Genomic DNA, 15,725 nt, shown 5'->3' with positions numbered 1-15,725 from the left:
GAAAGACAGAAAATCGCTAGACAATGCCTTATTCAAAAAGAAAGATCTTCCTCAAATTAATCATCTGATTCCAATCTTTCCTCCTTATATTAATGATTTGTTATATCTAACGTACCACTATCAAAAATGTGAATGGATGAGCCACCCTTCCCTTTTTGCAAAAATGCAGTAGTTATTTCTTCTACATGCTTCTCTTCTTTATTTGGAAATTCCCAATCCTCCTGTTCCCGATTGTTAATGAGTGTATCATCTACGGAGACTTTCACATTTTTTGTTTCATCTAATATTAAATCAATTTGCGGAACATTATTAATTGTCCAATTGTTTTTTAAATCACGCGGATTTACTGTAATGTCATTTTGCAAATCAACAATATCTAACTTTTTGCTCGTTGGAACAAGAATAGTAGTATTCATAGAAGCATAGTCCTTGTAAAATTCAGAAACACGATATGGCAATTGCTTTAAACGGATAAACAACGTATCACCCTTTTGCGATACGAGCAGATAATCTTCCTGCTTTAAAACATCCTTCTTCTTCGATTGAACAGCTCGATAGGTTCCAAATAGAGAAAGGACATCATCGTTTGTTCCTTCAATCGTAATTGGATTTTGCTGATTGTCAGATTCAATGACAATTCTTTTAATATCATCCTTCATTGCATAATTAAATTCAGGTAAATCACTTGTTACTTCCTCTCTTTTTAACCCTTGTTCCACTATATCCATAACCCCTGATGATTGGAGAAATACCATTGCAATCCCAGCTGACCCAATTATTCCAACTATAATTATACTGAAAAGATCAAAGCTTAAATATGGTTTCTCTTGTTTAGAAGAAAACAAGTACAATAAAATTTCTATTCCAAGAATAACCAAAATAATTGGCCACCAAACTTTTAAAACAGTCACTATTTTCCAATCAAAAAACTGCGTAAATAATAGAAATACACCAAGAAATACTAATGATAAGCCCATCGAAAAAGTGCCCACTCGCCATGTTCGCATTCTCTTCTCTCCTTATGTAAGGCCTTAGCTATTTGAAACAGCTTCAAAAAAACCGAGGCCGTAATCTCTCTTTCCATAAACCACTTAGACTTTTTTCTTCTTCGTTCCTTTTAATAGATGAATACCACCGATAATAAGAACTAGACATACGATTCCTGTCTGGAAATATTGATAAAAGAAAAAGCGTAAATCCACATTGATTACATTTTGGATAATAGGTGAAAAGATCGGTAAAATAATATTAATCATTAAATAATATAAACCAATTACTAATAGACCAATTCCAAACCATTTTTGGTAGTTAATCAAATAAGCAATTACAGGGATATCCTCTAACTCCTCTTCTCCAACTCTCGATGCCTTTTGTAATCCATCAAAAAAGCTGTAGAACCAAATAATCGGAATAACGAATAAAAATAGCCCTAATCTTAATTCGTTAAGAATAAAAATAGAGAACAAGAATGCAGCCATTAGCTGAATCCCTCTTTGCTGTAACCCTAAATATAAATGCCCTGCACCAGGAAACACTGATAAGAAGGTCGCAATAAATTTGCTTTTCTTTCCCTCTTCTCTGTTCTTTTCAAAGTCTTGAAAAATTGTAATATCTTCTAATGCTTCGCCCTTTAGTTTTTTATTAAACTGCTGAGAAACGTCGTAAAACCCATAAACCCAGATAACTGGCAAAATCGCTAAAAATAGAAGAAACTCATTTGTATAGGTCAGAAAAGCGATAAATATAATCATAATTCCTAAGCCTAAAAATGTCGTTAGGAGGGTTATTCCACGATAAACTAATCCTAATTGGATATGACCTAATCCAGGGAAAAACGATAAAACAATTGTATAAAATCGCTCAGACTCCGTTGTTTTTGCTAGTATAGGTGCAGCCTCCCCGGTTTCAGAATCCGCAGCAAAACTGACTCGTTTCTTTAAATAGCTGCTGGTTGTAATTAAGGTGTCGATAAAACTGATGCAGTAAATAATAAAACCAATAAAAACTACTATAAATGTTAACTCATTGAGGGAACCTGCACTAAGCATCACAATGGACACAAACGCAAGTCCAAATACTGCTAGCCCGTAAAAAAAGCCTCGCAGTTTTTTTCCAATATAGAACAGGCCGCCACCTGGAAAAAATGCTAAGATTGTCGCAACAATCGGGTTTTTCATTTTTTAACTTCCTCCTTCTTACTACCATCAAATGAATCCATCCAGGCAAATGTCTTATCCACTAAGCCACCTGATTTCGGCTCATTTTTTAAAGATACTTCCGTTTTTTGAATTGTTTCTGTATGTTTTACAATGGACTGAAAAAATCCTGCCGACATGAGAATCAAAGTAAGACTCGCGGCAATTGCATAATGGAATATGGATGACTGATAAAAAGGCCGTTTCTTTTCTTCTATTGTTTTTATCTCCATATTTTCATAGGATATTTTTTGCATAATATCATTCATAAAAGCTGCTTCATCTGAAATTGAAGGAAGGGTCTCCTCTTGCTTGTCTACTGCATCTATATATAATTCTAAGCATTGATCGCATGTATACAAATGATCTTCAAGCAGTGATCTTTCCTTCTCACTTAGTTCATCTTTTACATACTTCATCCAATAATCTTTAGAATAATGTGCGGTCATAAAAATTCTTCCTCCTTCCAATGCGTTTTGATCCAGAGTCTTGCGCGATACAACTTCGTTTCAATTGTTTTCACTTGAACATTTTGTTCTGCTGCCATTTCTTGATAACTTTTTTCTTGAATGTAAAAACCATAAATGACGTCCCTGTAATTAGCGGGGACTTCCTCCAGTCTTTTCTGCACAAGTCTTTGTCGTTCCCGCCTCAACACTTCTAATTCTACATCATCGGTCTGAGAGCCTCCTATATGGGATTCCAGTTCTTCTGCCATCTCTTCTTTTCTTCTTTGTTTTTTTCTTCTCATATCAATAGCATGATTGATAGCAATTCTTGTTATCCATGTTTTAAATCCTTGATTCTCATATTTGGGGAGAGAGGTATAGATTTTAATAAACACTTCTTGTATAGCATCTTCCGCTTCTTTTTGGTCCTTTAAAACGCTGTATATCGAACGAAACAAGTAATCTCGATGCTTTTCCACTAACAAACGAAATGCGTGATCATTTCCTGCTTTTATCTTTTCAATTAATACTTGATCACTAATGGCCTCTCCCCCCTTTCCTGCCATTCTATATAATAGACGGTACTGGATTGTCATACCCCTACAGTTTTTTATTTTTTTCATAATTATGGACTCTCTTTTGTAATAGTATCATTATTACATGAAACTTTTTAGCCTTACTTTCGTATTTCATCTATAGCAAATTATCAAAAGGAGAATGTGCATGCATTATTTATTTGCATTACTAGCTTTAACACTGAATCCATTTATATGGAAAAGTCATTTTAATAAAAAAAGATTTCTTGTCTTTCAAATTACTCGCTTGTTCGCTGGGATTCTTATCATATTTTGTCTTGATTATTTTCAACTAATTGATCATTCTTTACAGGCTCTCTTTAAATTCGGCTCTATTTTCCTTGCCTTTTTCTTACTCTTAGACTTACTATTTGGAAAGGTAAAGGGATACAGAATAACTGGAGTTTTATTCTTGTATTTTGTTTTATTTAGCCTGTATGTCCAATTTATTTATCCTTTAACGATAACTGGAGATAAATATCAGTTTGTTCAGGAAAAAACAACCGTTATTGATAAAGAAGCTGTTTCCACAAATGAAAAGCATATTGTCGTTGTTCCTGAAAGCTACGCACGCTATCGAAGTGAGAAAAAACTTGGAGAGGTTTCTCATCCTTCCTATTACGATTTAGGAACCTCTACCTTGCAAAAAATTGATGATCATCTGTATTGGGTAACACCGATTGAATATACCGGCTTCTTCAAATGGATCAAAGGGGAGGATGTACCTGGTTTTATTAAAATGAGCGCAGAGGATGAAAATGAGGATGCCATTTTGGTTAAATCATCCATGAAATATGTGCCCTCTGCATTCTTCCAAGAAGACTTAAAAAGATTAGTAAGAAGTAAGCATAAAGATACAATTTTACTTGAAGCCAGCTTTGAGCCAGACGATAATGATAAACCATATTATGTCGTGCCGTATGGTCAGTACAATAAATTCCGTGAGATAGTAGATATTAAAGGAATATATATTATTGACCCTGCTACTGGGGAAATAAAGGATTATGGAATGGACAATATACCTGATTTTATTGATCATGTCATTCCTACAAGTGTGGCGGAAGATTGGAATGAATGGTATGGTAAATATATTCATGGCTTCTGGAATACACTATTCGCAAAAGAAGATATGAAACTACCAACTGCTTGGGAAGATATGAATGAAGTAAATGGTGTTTTTAATGAAGAATTACAATTGCATTGGTTTACCGACTTCACACGTCCAAAATCAGATAGTGGAAGCATGGTCGGCTATTCGATGCTTAATGCTCGTACTGGTGCTCTTACCTTCTACACAGAGGCAAATGGATCTTTAAATGGAAAATCCGCCATAAATGTTGCAGAGAAAACCTTCCGTGCTCAAAAATATGAGGCTGGCACTCCGCTGCTCTATACGATTTATGGTCAGTTCACATGGGTTGTTCCGCTCATGGACAGCAATCATGTACTAAGAGAAATTATGTTAATCAACGCCAAGGATGAAAAAGTTTATAGTTATCATACAGAAAAAACAAAGCTGTTTAATGATTATAAATATGCGCTTGTCACCTTATTAAAGAATGATAAAACAGTTCCTAACAATATCGCGGACAAAAAAACAATCACTGGCACTGTCGACTATGTATATAAGGCAGAAGTAGAAAATAGCACGATTGTTAAATTTATGTTAGAAGGAAATAAAACCATTTTCCAAGTTTCATCAAATGATTTCCCATATAGTATTTTCCTAGAAAAGGGTATGCAGCTAACCGTAGATTATGTGGATACAGAAGAAATGATTGTTACGGTTGAAAAATTAAAAATTAGCAATCAAGAATTAAATTAATTAAAAGTTTTTCCGATGCAAGAACCTAAAAAGACTGGAACTTAACAAAAAAATAGTATCTATTGTTTATAATATAGGGAGAAGGGAACAAACTTCTCCCTCTTTCTGCATAGAATAAAAGAGGAGAACAAAGATAGTGTTTTAAACTAGTAAACTTCATTTATAGGAAAGGAGTAATGTATTTGCTTATTCTACTACTAGCTTCCTACTTAATTGGTTCTTTTCCGACCGCCTTAATTATCGGTAAAGTTTTTTATGGCATTGATATTCGGAAACATGGAAGCAATAATCCAGGAGCGACTAATTCTATTCGCGTATTAGGCAAAAAAGCCGGAATTGCTGTTCTTCTGCTCGATGTTGGAAAAGGAGCACTCGCTGCAAGTCTGCCCTACTTATTAATGGTAGATGTTAATCCCTTGTATACTGGATTAATAGCTGTTATTGGTCATTGTTTTCCAATCTTTGCAGGTTTTCGCGGCGGAAAGGCTATCGCTACAACTGCCGGCACCTTACTCATTGCTAATCCTGCTCTATTTTTGATTTCCTATTTTGCTTTCTTTGCTGTTATATTTATTACAAAATATGTGTTTCTTGGTAGTATTTCTGTTGGAATAACCATTTTCTTATATGCACTATTTTCACCCGATATCCAGCATGACTGGCTCTTTTTCTTGTATTTATTACTATTAATCTTTTTACATCGCTCTAATATTATAAATTTTATTCATCACAAAGAACCTAAAGTAAATGATAAAAACATAAAAAAGGATCGAATTAACCCGAAGAAGATTGTCTAATCCCCTTCTTCGGACAAGCTTTTTTAAAAAATTGTTGATTATGAACTTTTCCTGGGAAATACTGTCGAATGATTGGCAATCAAATAAGGGAGTTGCTCTTTGGAGAGCAGCTCCATTATTTTGTAGTTTTTTGGTGGTGGGGAGTGCTTGCTGGGATGAGGTGGTTTGGCTGATTTCCTCCTCACTTTGGCTGATTCCCCACTCACTTTGGCTGATTCTCCACTCGCTTTGGCTGATTCCCCACTCACTTTGGCTGATTTCCTCCTCGCTTTGGCTGATTCTCCACTCGCTTTGGCTGATTCCCCACTCACTTTGGCTGATTCCCTCCTCGCTTTGGCTGATTCCCTCCTCGCTTTGGCTGATTCCCTCCTCGCTTTGGCTGATTCCCTCCTCACTCAGCTGCCATTTAACATCAGCTATTATAGAAATCTACTTAATCCCACCTTTATAAAGCGATTTTTGTCATACTATCCTCCCTTCTCCATAAAAAAGCTGCCAACAAAGAACATTTGCTGACAGCTAGAAAGATAAATCTAATTATTATCTTTTATTCATTTCCTGAACTAATAACTTGTTGACCATTTGTGGATTTGCTTGCCCTTTTGTTGCTTTCATTAATTGCCCAACAAGGAAACCTATTGCTTTTTGTTTTCCGTTTTTAAAGTCTTCAATGGATTGAGGATTATTATCTAACACTTCACCAATAATTTTCAGCAATGCACCTTCGTCGGAGATTTGCACTAGCCCCTTCTCTTTCACAATGGCCTCTGCATCGCCGCCGTTTTCAATCAGCTCTTTAAAAACTTGTTTCGCAATCTTACTGGAGATTGTCCCATTTCCAATCAGCTTAATCATGCCGGCAAGGTTTTCTGGAGTAAGCTTTACTTCAGCCAGCTCCTTTTGTTCGGCATTTAAATAAGCAGAGACATCGCCCATTACCCAGTTAGAAGCTAACTTTGGCTCGGCTCCATTTGCCACAGTACCTTCAAAGAAGTCAGCCATTTCCTTCGTAACAGTTAATACTTTTGCATCGTACTCAGGTAAGCCCCATTCTTCCATATAGCGCTTCTGTCTTGCATCTGGCAACTCTGGAATTTCCGCACGGATTCTTGCCTTCCAGTCTTCATCAATATATAAACCTGGTAAATCCGGCTCAGGGAAGTAGCGATAATCATCGGAACCTTCTTTTACACGCATTAACAATGTCGTACTTGTTGCTTCATCAAAGCGGCGTGTTTCCTGATTAATAACACCACCGGAAGAAACAACTTCTCTTTGACGTTGCTCTTCGTATTCTAATCCTTTGCGGACAAAGTTAAAGGAGTTTAAGTTTTTCAGCTCTGTCTTTGTTCCAAATTCCGCTTGTCCTACTGGACGAATGGAAATGTTGGCATCACAGCGCAAAGAACCTTCTTCCATTTTACAGTCAGATACACCAGTGTATTGAATGATGGATTTCAATTTTTCTAAATATGCGTATGCTTCATTTGGTGTACGAATATCTGGCTCAGAAACGATTTCAATTAATGGCGTTCCTTGACGGTTGAAGTCCACTAACGAATATCCTTTTTCATGATTCAATTTTCCAGCATCCTCTTCTAAATGAACCCGAGTAATGCCAATTCTTTTTTTATAGCCATCGACTTCAATTTCAATCCATCCATGTTCACCAATAGGCTTATCAAATTGAGAGATTTGGTAAGCTTTCGGATTGTCGGGATAAAAATAGTTTTTACGGTCAAATTTCGTTTCTGTAGCTATTTCACAATTTAATGCCATAGAAGCTTTCATGCCATATTCTACAGCCTTTTTATTTAAAACAGGCAGTACACCCGGATATCCTAAATCTACTACTGTTGTGTTTGTATTTGGTGCAGCGCCAAAATGGTTAGGACTTGCGGAAAATATTTTTGATTGTGTTTTTAACTCTACATGGACCTCTAGCCCAATGACTGTTTCAAATTCCATTTTTTTCACCCCTTACAGCGTTGGTTTTTGTTTATGATAGTCTGTAGCCTGTTCAAACGCATACGCTACTTTATAAACAGATGCTTCATCAAAGTGTTTTCCGATAATTTGTAAACCAAGCGGTAAACCGTTAGAGAATCCACAAGGAACAGAAATACCTGGAACTCCAGCAAGGTTCACTGGAATCGTTAAAATATCATTTGCATACATTGTTAAAGGATCATCTACCTTTTCTCCCAATTTAAAGGCAGGAGTCGGTGTAGTTGGACCAACAATTACATCATATTTTTCAAAAACATCTTCAAAGTCTTTTTTAATAAGAGTACGTACCTTTTGTGCTTTTTTGTAATAAGCGTCATAGTAGCCAGAGCTTAAAGCAAAAGTACCAAGCATAATTCTACGCTTCACTTCATCTCCAAACCCTTCAGCACGAGAACGCTTATATAGATCGATTAATGTTTCCGCATTATCTGTACGATATCCATAGCGAACTCCATCAAAACGAGATAGGTTTGCTGATGCTTCTGAAGAAGATAGTAAATAGTAAGTTGCCAAGGCATATTTACTATGTGGCAGGGATACTTCTTCCCATGTTGCCCCTAATTTTTCCAATACTTTCAAAGCATCTAGAACTGATTGGCGCACAACTTCGCTGACACCCTCTGCCAGGTACTCTTTCGGCACAGCTATTTTCATGCCCTTAATATCACCAGTAAGCCCCTTTGTAAAATCAGGAACCTCTACATTTGCCGACGTAGAATCCATTGGATCTACTCCAGAAATAGCATTAAGTAAGAAAGCATTATCTTCTACCGTACGTGTAATTGGGCCGATTTGATCCAATGAGGAGGCAAATGCTACTAAGCCAAAACGAGAAATTCTTCCATATGTAGGTTTTAAGCCGACCACTCCGCAAAATGCTGCTGGTTGACGAATAGAACCACCAGTATCTGATCCAAGAGAAAATAATACCTCACCAGCTGCTACAGATGCTGCCGATCCACCTGATGATCCACCAGGAACAGTCTCAAGATTCCAAGGGTTTTTCGTCTTTTGATAATAGGAATTCTCGGTTGAAGAACCCATAGCAAATTCATCCATATTAAGCTTTCCAATTGTTATTGCTCCTGCTGCTTGCAGCTTGTCGATCACAGTAGCATTATAAATCGGCTGGAAATTTTCTAAGATTCTGCTTGAACAGGTTGTTCTTAAATTCTTCGTAACAATATTATCTTTGATACCAATTGGCATTCCAAATAAGCTGCCCGAATATTCCCCGTTCACTAATTTACTATCTAATTCACTAGCTTTGGATAAAGCATTTTCTTCATCTAATGTTAAAAATGCTTGTACTTTCTCATCTACATCTTTTATGCGACTATACGATTCCTTCACTAAATCTGATACAGATATCTCTTTTTTATGTAATAGTTCTTGTAAATCTGTCATTTTTTGATCAAAAAGACTCATGTAGTTTCCCCTCCTTACTCCATAATAGATGGAACTTTAATTTGCCCATCTTGATGATCTGGTGCGTTACGTAAAACTTCCTCCACAGGCAGACCTTTTGTTGGTACATCTTCACGCAACACATTTTTCATATCTAAAACGTGGGAAGTTGGCTCGATTCCCTCTGTGTCTAGCTCATTTAGTTCTTCTGCAAAAGAAATAATAGCATCTAATTGCTTTTGAAAAAGCTCTGCTTCCTCTTCTGTTATTTCAAGTCTAGCAAGATTGGCAACATGTTTTACTTCTTCCTTTGTTATTCTTGACATTATGTATGTCACCTCCATCATTATACGTACAACACAATAATCTGATAATAGCAAACAAATCAATAGGAAAGCAACCGAAAGAAGGAATATATCTTGTCAGAAGGCGATTTCTACAAAAAATAATGTCTTTCCACTACCATAATTGAATTTCCATTAGCTATTCCATCTTTACATTTAAACAGTACCATTTCTCTTATTATACCATCTTGTCTAAGATGATTGTCCCTTCCTTTAGATACAAAAAAAGAAGAGTGGTTTTCTCTTCTTTTTTATGAAGTATTTTCCTCATCAGAGGTAAGGAGTGGCTCATACATCATTAATGCATGGTTTTCTGTAATATACTCTTCTTCCAATAATACTCCTCTCCTGTTATACTTTTTTCGGTAAATTTGGTTATGGCGGATATAACCTCCGAAATAAGCGGGGGTAATCTGATGTGCCTTTTCATATACATCATAATTGTATAAACTAGGCGATGCTCCTCTCCATTCTCCTATCAAATGAGAGTCCGTCACTTTCAGGCATAGTTGAAAAGGGGTATCTGTTTCATTCTTGATTTGCAGGTCTAAATAATTGTAGGAACAGGTTGCCCCACTTCCGAACGGCTGCGTCCTGTTAGAATCTGGAAAAACATCATAACTATGCCGATGTCTTTCCACTACGGTTAACGGCGTATGCAAGGTCATCCAATAAATAAGATTAGACAACTGACATAGTCCCCCGCCAACGCCCGTCCGATAACTTCCTGCAAAAAGAACCATACCATCAACGTAACCTTTTTTATATGTAGGCCGTCCAATTGTTCTCCAATAGGAAAAGGTTTCTCCTGGTTCAAGTACAATCTGATTTATTTTGGAAACAGCGATTTTTAAATTAACAATTTTATTATATTGCAGCTTCATATCTACATCTTTTAGTTCTCTTAAAAGCATTGTTTTATGGGTAAAATAAGAATGGGGTAATAAAGCGGTCTGTTTTTTCTTCGCATATCGTTTTCTTGCTAGTATCCATTGAACATATCTTTTGGTTGTATAATATTTCTTTCCGACATAAAGACGAAAGGCTGATCTTTTTTTTGGTCTTAACGCTGTGATATCCATGTACACTCTCCATTTTTTCCCTTTTTCTGTTTTATTTCGCTAATTACTTATAAACTCCTTCTTTTTCAGGCTATTCTCTGCAAATAGATAGGAAAAGGAAGCAAAATCCGCTACAATAGTTTATATTTAGAAGAAGACTAAAAAGCTAGGTGACCAAAAATGAATGAATTAGATGCATTAAAATTAGAAAATCAACTTTGTTTTCTTTTATATGCAAGTTCTCGTGAATTGACGAAAAAATATAAACCATTGTTGGAAGAACTCGATGTAACGTATCCACAGTACTTAGTACTTTTACTACTTTGGGAGCATAAAAGCCTTAGTGTAAAGGAAATGGGACATCATTTATATCTTGATTCGGGTACATTAACACCGATGCTAAAAAGAATGGAACAGCAACAGCTGCTAGAACGCAAACGTTCCCTTGAAGATGAACGCTCAGTACTAATTACATTAACGGAAAAAGGTGCTTCTTTACAACAAAAAGCTGAGTGTATTCCAACAGAGATCCTAAAACTTTTCGGAAAATCGAGCAAGGAAATCAATGATTTAAAGCAATCCCTTCAATTGCTTTTGGAAAATTTAACGAAACAACATAAGGAAATATAAAAAGAGAGAAGGAGGAATTTCAACTTCCTTCTTCTCTCTTTTACAAAAACATTAAGCTGTAACAACTTCTAATTGTACCTCGATATTACCTCTTGTTGCTTTTGAGTACGGGCAGAAATTATGAGCTTTGTGTACTAAATTCTCTAATACTGTCTTTTCAATTCCAGTTCCTTTTACAGATAACTTAACACTTAGTTTAAATCCTTGATCTGTTTCATCCTTTAATAAGCTGACACTAGCTGTTGTTTCAGATTCAAAATTAACTTTTTCTCTCTGTGCCATTAATTGTAGCGCACCATCAAAACATGCTGCATATCCTGCTGCAAATAATTGCTCTGGATTTGTTGCGTCTTCCAATTCCTTCGCTCTTTGTGTACCTGGCATAGCTGTATCAAATTGAATAACATAATCTTCAGATTCTACTCTTCCTTCTCTTCCTCCAGTTGCTGTAACAGACGTTGTAAGAATTGTATCGCTCATGATTCATTCCTCCAATAATATATTTTCATTACAATTATATTGTACACAATATAATTGCACAAAAACAACCATTTTTTACTTTCTTTCTTTTTTATTTACCTATTTCAAGAGAAGTAAACATGCCTGTAATGCCATCCATAATAAAAAGCCCAAAAAGATTTTCTTTTTGGGCCATTCCCTTATTTGCTAAACCATTTTCCAATCGTCGTAAGCAATCCCTTTTTCTGATCTGCTTTTGAAGATTTCCCTGTAACTAAATCCGTTTTTTGCTCCCCGATATATATATCTTCTTTATTAATCGCATGATCATAAGCAATTAATAAACCAATATCACTGTCTGCCTCTTTGTTGGTTACAATCGTGTATTCCATATGTGCTTCGTTAGCTTCCTTGATATACTTCGATAAGTACGAATAGTCTAGATGACCATTTAAATATAGCTTCGCACCGGGATTCTGTTTCATTGCATCTAATATTTCCTTATAGGGGGCTGGTTCCATTACTTGTGATTGCTTTAATGCAATCACCACTCTTTCTCTTAGGGTACTGAGAAATTTTCTTCGTTCTTCTGGCTTTGTTTCCTTCGCCCCATACATCCCCTTTTGCATATATTCATCTAAGTTAGGGTTTGATGACATACTCACAACTCCTTTAAATAGATTCCTCTTTCCATACTATACTCTAACCTGCTAGTAAAAAACCTTGTACCTTTTTGAACTTTTTTTGTCATCATACAAAAAAGGAGAGACAAGCATCATTCATTCCACTTTTTTAAGGGAAGCATGATGCTTAACACTCTCCATCATTATTGATAAATATGAATATACGGCTCTTCTGCATCTACATCACGAACAATTAATGCTTCTGGGCCATAAACAGATGTAATGCTAACCTGTACAGAAGAAGAATTATTTGGAGGGAAATGCTCCATCACCTTTCCTGCGACAAATTGTGTGAAGCCAAGCGCTTCTGCTTCTCCATAAAATTGAATCGGAATCTCGATACTTAAATTCTGCATTTTATCATTCACATAGAAAGCTCTTCCGACCACACCATTAAAGTTAGGAAAATATTTCTCGATATCTTGCTTGAAATAAGAAAATGCATCTACTTCTGATTTATATTTTGTATCAGAGCTTGGGAATAATACATATTTTTCATTAATACTTTCCCAATCACCAATACTATTACTATTTCCTGCTATCTTTGCGTAAGCGAAGAAGTTTCCAGGTACAACTGAAGAGCTTTCCTTTTGTTCAAAAAGAGAGATAATAATCGGAACCTGCCCAAGGCCTTCTACTCCTCTTATTCTTTTGACTACTTCTGCTGCAATTTTCTTTCCTTCTTTTTCAAGCTTTGTTCGATCAATTTTAAGCTCTTTGGCCGCTCCATTTTCTTCATAGGTGTATACAGAATTCATTGCTAAACCAATGGAAATCCCACCAAGCTTTAAGCTCTTATCATCCGTTTTCACCAAATAATCATGCTCCAGTATATGAGCTAAATAAACAGGTACTTTACCCTTATCCTTGCCAGATGGGTTTAGCCCATCAGGATTCTTTTCTGATTCTCTCCCTAGCCAGTTGGAAATTGTATCTTTATCTAAATACTGACCTTCTTGAAAAAAATATTCTTCAGGATCATAGGCATTTTGTGCGATTCTCATTAGGCCTGTTTCAAATTCAGCAATGTCATAACGTGTATTTAAATTATTTACAACTAATCCTCTTGCTTCTGAAGGCTTAAATGGGACCACTACCTTATAATAATCATCAGAGATTTTATAGTTCGGCAGAATAGCCGTTTCCGTCGTATTACTATCTACATCCTCTGTCTTTACTTTTTCTTCTTTATTAAAGTTTGGTGCACAAGCTGATAGAACCAATACTAGTACCAACACCATCATTACGTGTTTCTTCATTCGTTAAACACACCTTTATTCTTCAATTCTTCCATAAGTCTTTCCTCATCCCAAACTTCAATGCCTAGCTGTTCCGCTTTTGTTAGTTTGCTTCCTGCATCTTCCCCTGCAATTACTAAATCTGTTTTCTTTGAAACACTTCCTGTTATTTTACCACCTAATAATTCAATTTGTTCTTTTGCTTCATTACGAGAAAGCTGCTCGAGCTTTCCTGTTAATACAATTGTTTTGCCAGCAAAAGCTGAATCAGTCTCTTCCACTGCTACTGGTAATGGACCGGTATATTCCATATTAACGCCATACGTTTTAAGCTCGGTAATTAATTCGATTACTTCTTCTTGTTCGAAAAAAGTAACAATCGAATCAGCCATTTTTTCACCAATTTCGTTAATAGCTGTTAAATCCTCTTTAGCAGCTTCCATAAGCTGGTCCATTGTTTTAAATTCCATCGCAATTGTTTTGGCTGCCTTGGCTCCTACATGTCGAATTCCTAAACCAAATAATAGCCTTTCAAGGGAGTTTTGCTTTGATGCTTCAATTGCTTCTAATAAATTATGAACAGATTTTTCGCCCATTCTTTCTAATTGTATTAATTGGTCGAATTGTAAAGTGTATAAATCAGCCACATCTTCGATTAGTTTTTCGGAAAATAATTGGCTGATTACTCGCTCACCAAGTCCGTCTATATTCATTGCATTCCGAGAAACAAAATGAATCAAGCCTTCCCTAATTTGTGCTGGGCATTTTGGATTAATACATCGTAATGCCACTTCCCCTTCGATACGAACAAGTTCACTCTCGCATTCAGGACAATGAGTTGGCATCAGAAATTCTGCTTCTTCACCAGTTCTTTTTTCTACTAAAACATTTACTACTTCTGGAATAATGTCTCCAGCCTTTTTTATTACAACCATATCGCCAAGCTTAATATCTTTTTCTCTTATTAAGTCCTCATTATGCAAGGAAGCTCTTTTAACTGTTGTACCCGCAACCTTCACTGGTTCAAGTACTGCAGTAGGTGTAATCACACCTGTTCTCCCAACATTTAGTTCGATGCTTAGAAGCTTTGTCATTACTTCTTCAGCTGGAAACTTATACGCTATCGCCCATCTCGGACTTTTTACGGTTGTTCCAAGCTGTTCTTGATGTGCTAAATTGTCTACCTTTATCACAATACCATCTATTTCGTATGGCAAGTGAGGACGTTTTTCCTGCCAGCCTTCAATATATTGTAAAACATCCTCGATAGTTGCACATCTTTTTCTTTCTTTATTCGTCTTAAAGCCAAGCCTGTCTAATAAATCAAGGCCATCGCTATGGGATTGAATACCAGTCTGTCCAGCATCTCCAATCGCATAGAGAAAAATATCCAAGTTTCGAGAAGCCGCAATGCGAGGATCTAATTGGCGTAAGGAGCCTGCTGCAGCATTCCGTGGATTCGCAAATGGCTCTTCTCCATTTTCATCCTTCGCTTTATTCAGTGCCTCAAACGACTTTTTCGGCATAAATGCTTCACCGCGAACTTCTAAACTCACCGCCTGATTTAATCGGAGCGGAATAGAGCGAATTGTTTTGAGATTCGCTGTAATATCCTCTCCAGTGGTCCCATCTCCTCGTGTGGCTCCTTGCTCAAATAAACCATTCTCATATCGAAGAGAAACAGCAAGCCCATCTATCTTTAATTCACAAACATATGAAAAGTCATCACCGATAACTGCACGAACCTTCCGATCAAAATCACGTAAATCAGCTTCATTAAATGCGTTCCCTAAGCTCAGCATCGGCTTTTGATGCTGAACCTTTGAGAACATATCCAATACTTCTCCTCCGATTCTCTGGGATGGAGAATCATTAGTTTTTAAGCTGGGGAATTTTTCCTCCAACTGGATTAATTCATTTAATAATGCGTCATATTCCGAATCAGGAACAGAAGGATTATCCAGAACATAATATTCATATCCATATTGATTTAATAAATTATGCAGCTCTTTTACTCGCTTCTCTGCAAGGTTTTGTTCCATATATCCTTTT

General features: G+C 36.3%; 16 protein-coding genes. 3 read left to right on the top strand and 13 right to left on the bottom strand.

Going from position 1 to position 15,725, the window contains the following annotated elements; genetic code table 11:
* Positions 1-89: 89 nt before the first annotated feature.
* The 4 genes from NSQ89_RS00190 to NSQ89_RS00175 all read right to left on the bottom strand — a co-directional run bounded on the left by NSQ89_RS00190 (position 90) and on the right by NSQ89_RS00175 (position 3,267).
* Positions 90-1,007: a hypothetical protein gene (locus NSQ89_RS00190; protein ID WP_144545844.1), complete on the bottom strand. Its 918-nt coding sequence runs from the start codon at positions 1,005-1,007 to the stop codon at positions 90-92.
* 84 nt (positions 1,008-1,091) lie between these two features.
* Complete coding sequence (locus NSQ89_RS00185) at positions 1,092-2,177, bottom strand: hypothetical protein (RefSeq protein WP_341132057.1); 1,086 nt, start codon at positions 2,175-2,177, stop codon at positions 1,092-1,094.
* On the bottom strand, positions 2,174-2,644 hold the full coding sequence (locus tag NSQ89_RS00180) for an anti-sigma factor family protein (protein WP_047944991.1): 471 nt from the start codon (positions 2,642-2,644) through the stop codon (positions 2,174-2,176). The genes NSQ89_RS00185 and NSQ89_RS00180 overlap by 4 nt, the downstream gene beginning before the upstream one ends.
* Complete coding sequence (locus NSQ89_RS00175; RefSeq protein WP_341132056.1) at positions 2,641-3,267, bottom strand: RNA polymerase sigma factor; 627 nt, start codon at positions 3,265-3,267, stop codon at positions 2,641-2,643. Before NSQ89_RS00175 ends, NSQ89_RS00180 begins: the two co-directional genes overlap by 4 nt.
* A 100-nt stretch (positions 3,268-3,367) precedes the next feature.
* Here NSQ89_RS00175 and NSQ89_RS00170 point away from each other — a divergent pair, with 100 nt between their 5' ends.
* Complete coding sequence (locus NSQ89_RS00170; RefSeq protein WP_341132055.1) at positions 3,368-5,044, top strand: hypothetical protein; 1,677 nt, start codon at positions 3,368-3,370, stop codon at positions 5,042-5,044.
* 176 nt (positions 5,045-5,220) lie between these two features.
* Positions 5,221-5,841 carry a glycerol-3-phosphate 1-O-acyltransferase PlsY gene (gene plsY, locus NSQ89_RS00165; RefSeq protein ID WP_047944994.1) on the top strand — a complete coding sequence of 207 codons (621 nt, stop codon included), beginning with the start codon at positions 5,221-5,223 and terminating at the stop codon, positions 5,839-5,841.
* Positions 5,842-5,879: 38 nt separating this feature from the next.
* On the opposite strand, the gene NSQ89_RS00160 is transcribed toward plsY, so the two are convergent.
* From NSQ89_RS00160 to NSQ89_RS00140, 5 genes are all read right to left on the bottom strand, one after another.
* Positions 5,880-6,152, bottom strand: coding sequence for a hypothetical protein (locus tag NSQ89_RS00160; RefSeq protein WP_341132054.1), 273 nt, complete (start codon positions 6,150-6,152; stop codon positions 5,880-5,882).
* 229 nt (positions 6,153-6,381) lie between these two features.
* On the bottom strand, positions 6,382-7,809 hold the full coding sequence (gene gatB, locus NSQ89_RS00155) for an Asp-tRNA(Asn)/Glu-tRNA(Gln) amidotransferase subunit GatB (protein WP_047944996.1): 1,428 nt from the start codon (positions 7,807-7,809) through the stop codon (positions 6,382-6,384).
* Positions 7,810-7,821: 12 nt separating this feature from the next.
* Complete coding sequence (gene gatA, locus NSQ89_RS00150) at positions 7,822-9,279, bottom strand: Asp-tRNA(Asn)/Glu-tRNA(Gln) amidotransferase subunit GatA (RefSeq protein ID WP_144580179.1); 1,458 nt, start codon at positions 9,277-9,279, stop codon at positions 7,822-7,824.
* Positions 9,280-9,293: 14 nt separating this feature from the next.
* Complete coding sequence (gene gatC / locus NSQ89_RS00145; protein ID WP_047944998.1) at positions 9,294-9,584, bottom strand: Asp-tRNA(Asn)/Glu-tRNA(Gln) amidotransferase subunit GatC; 291 nt, start codon at positions 9,582-9,584, stop codon at positions 9,294-9,296.
* Positions 9,585-9,853: 269 nt separating this feature from the next.
* Positions 9,854-10,684: a VanW family protein gene (locus NSQ89_RS00140; protein WP_144580177.1), complete on the bottom strand. Its 831-nt coding sequence runs from the start codon at positions 10,682-10,684 to the stop codon at positions 9,854-9,856.
* Positions 10,685-10,843: 159 nt separating this feature from the next.
* On the opposite strand from NSQ89_RS00140, the gene NSQ89_RS00135 reads away from it, so the two are divergent.
* On the top strand, positions 10,844-11,293 hold the full coding sequence (locus NSQ89_RS00135) for a MarR family winged helix-turn-helix transcriptional regulator (protein WP_095259386.1): 450 nt from the start codon (positions 10,844-10,846) through the stop codon (positions 11,291-11,293).
* 51 nt (positions 11,294-11,344) lie between these two features.
* Here the strand turns inward: NSQ89_RS00135 and NSQ89_RS00130 are convergent, their stop codons facing one another.
* From NSQ89_RS00130 to ligA, 4 genes are all read right to left on the bottom strand, one after another.
* A complete protein-coding gene (locus NSQ89_RS00130) occupies positions 11,345-11,773 on the bottom strand; it encodes an organic hydroperoxide resistance protein (protein ID WP_047945001.1) in 429 nt (142 codons plus the stop codon).
* 179 nt (positions 11,774-11,952) lie between these two features.
* Positions 11,953-12,411, bottom strand: a complete 459-nt coding sequence (locus tag NSQ89_RS00125; RefSeq protein WP_047945002.1) for a YueI family protein — start codon at positions 12,409-12,411, stop codon at positions 11,953-11,955.
* A gap of 167 nt (positions 12,412-12,578) precedes the next feature.
* Positions 12,579-13,694 (bottom strand): CamS family sex pheromone protein, encoded by a 1,116-nt coding sequence (locus tag NSQ89_RS00120; protein WP_047944696.1) that lies wholly within the window; start codon positions 13,692-13,694, stop codon positions 12,579-12,581.
* Positions 13,691-15,715: an NAD-dependent DNA ligase LigA gene (gene ligA, locus NSQ89_RS00115; RefSeq protein WP_047944697.1), complete on the bottom strand. Its 2,025-nt coding sequence runs from the start codon at positions 15,713-15,715 to the stop codon at positions 13,691-13,693. The genes NSQ89_RS00120 and ligA overlap by 4 nt, the downstream gene beginning before the upstream one ends.
* Between the last annotated feature and the right edge of the window lie 10 nt (positions 15,716-15,725).

It is taken from the genome of Niallia sp. FSL R7-0648 (assembly GCF_038007005.1).
In the GTDB taxonomy this organism is placed as follows: domain Bacteria; phylum Bacillota; class Bacilli; order Bacillales; family Cytobacillaceae; genus Niallia; species Niallia circulans.
This window is presented reverse-complemented; position numbering and strand designations above follow the sequence as displayed.

What these genes read in the sequence shown, in the direction of transcription:
- NSQ89_RS00180 (WP_047944991.1), bottom strand. Translation starts at nt 2,644, where the DNA reads ATGACCGCACATTATTCTAAAGATTATTGGATGAAGTATGTAAAAGAT.
- gatA (WP_144580179.1), bottom strand. Translation starts at nt 9,279, where the DNA reads ATGAGTCTTTTTGATCAAAAAATGACAGATTTACAAGAACTATTACAT.
- NSQ89_RS00120 (WP_047944696.1), bottom strand. Translation starts at nt 13,694, where the DNA reads ATGAAGAAACACGTAATGATGGTGTTGGTACTAGTATTGGTTCTATCA.
- gatB (WP_047944996.1), bottom strand. Translation starts at nt 7,809, where the DNA reads ATGGAATTTGAAACAGTCATTGGGCTAGAGGTCCATGTAGAGTTAAAA.
- NSQ89_RS00140 (WP_144580177.1), bottom strand. Translation starts at nt 10,684, where the DNA reads ATGGATATCACAGCGTTAAGACCAAAAAAAAGATCAGCCTTTCGTCTT.
- NSQ89_RS00190 (WP_144545844.1), bottom strand. Translation starts at nt 1,007, where the DNA reads ATGCGAACATGGCGAGTGGGCACTTTTTCGATGGGCTTATCATTAGTA.
- NSQ89_RS00175 (WP_341132056.1), bottom strand. Translation starts at nt 3,267, where the DNA reads ATGAAAAAAATAAAAAACTGTAGGGGTATGACAATCCAGTACCGTCTA.
- NSQ89_RS00130 (WP_047945001.1), bottom strand. Translation starts at nt 11,773, where the DNA reads ATGAGCGATACAATTCTTACAACGTCTGTTACAGCAACTGGAGGAAGA.
- plsY (WP_047944994.1), top strand. Translation starts at nt 5,221, where the DNA reads ATGTATTTGCTTATTCTACTACTAGCTTCCTACTTAATTGGTTCTTTT.
- gatC (WP_047944998.1), bottom strand. Translation starts at nt 9,584, where the DNA reads ATGTCAAGAATAACAAAGGAAGAAGTAAAACATGTTGCCAATCTTGCT.
- NSQ89_RS00185 (WP_341132057.1), bottom strand. Translation starts at nt 2,177, where the DNA reads ATGAAAAACCCGATTGTTGCGACAATCTTAGCATTTTTTCCAGGTGGC.
- NSQ89_RS00170 (WP_341132055.1), top strand. Translation starts at nt 3,368, where the DNA reads ATGCATTATTTATTTGCATTACTAGCTTTAACACTGAATCCATTTATA.
- NSQ89_RS00135 (WP_095259386.1), top strand. Translation starts at nt 10,844, where the DNA reads ATGAATGAATTAGATGCATTAAAATTAGAAAATCAACTTTGTTTTCTT.
- NSQ89_RS00125 (WP_047945002.1), bottom strand. Translation starts at nt 12,411, where the DNA reads ATGTCATCAAACCCTAACTTAGATGAATATATGCAAAAGGGGATGTAT.
- ligA (WP_047944697.1), bottom strand. Translation starts at nt 15,715, where the DNA reads ATGGAACAAAACCTTGCAGAGAAGCGAGTAAAAGAGCTGCATAATTTA.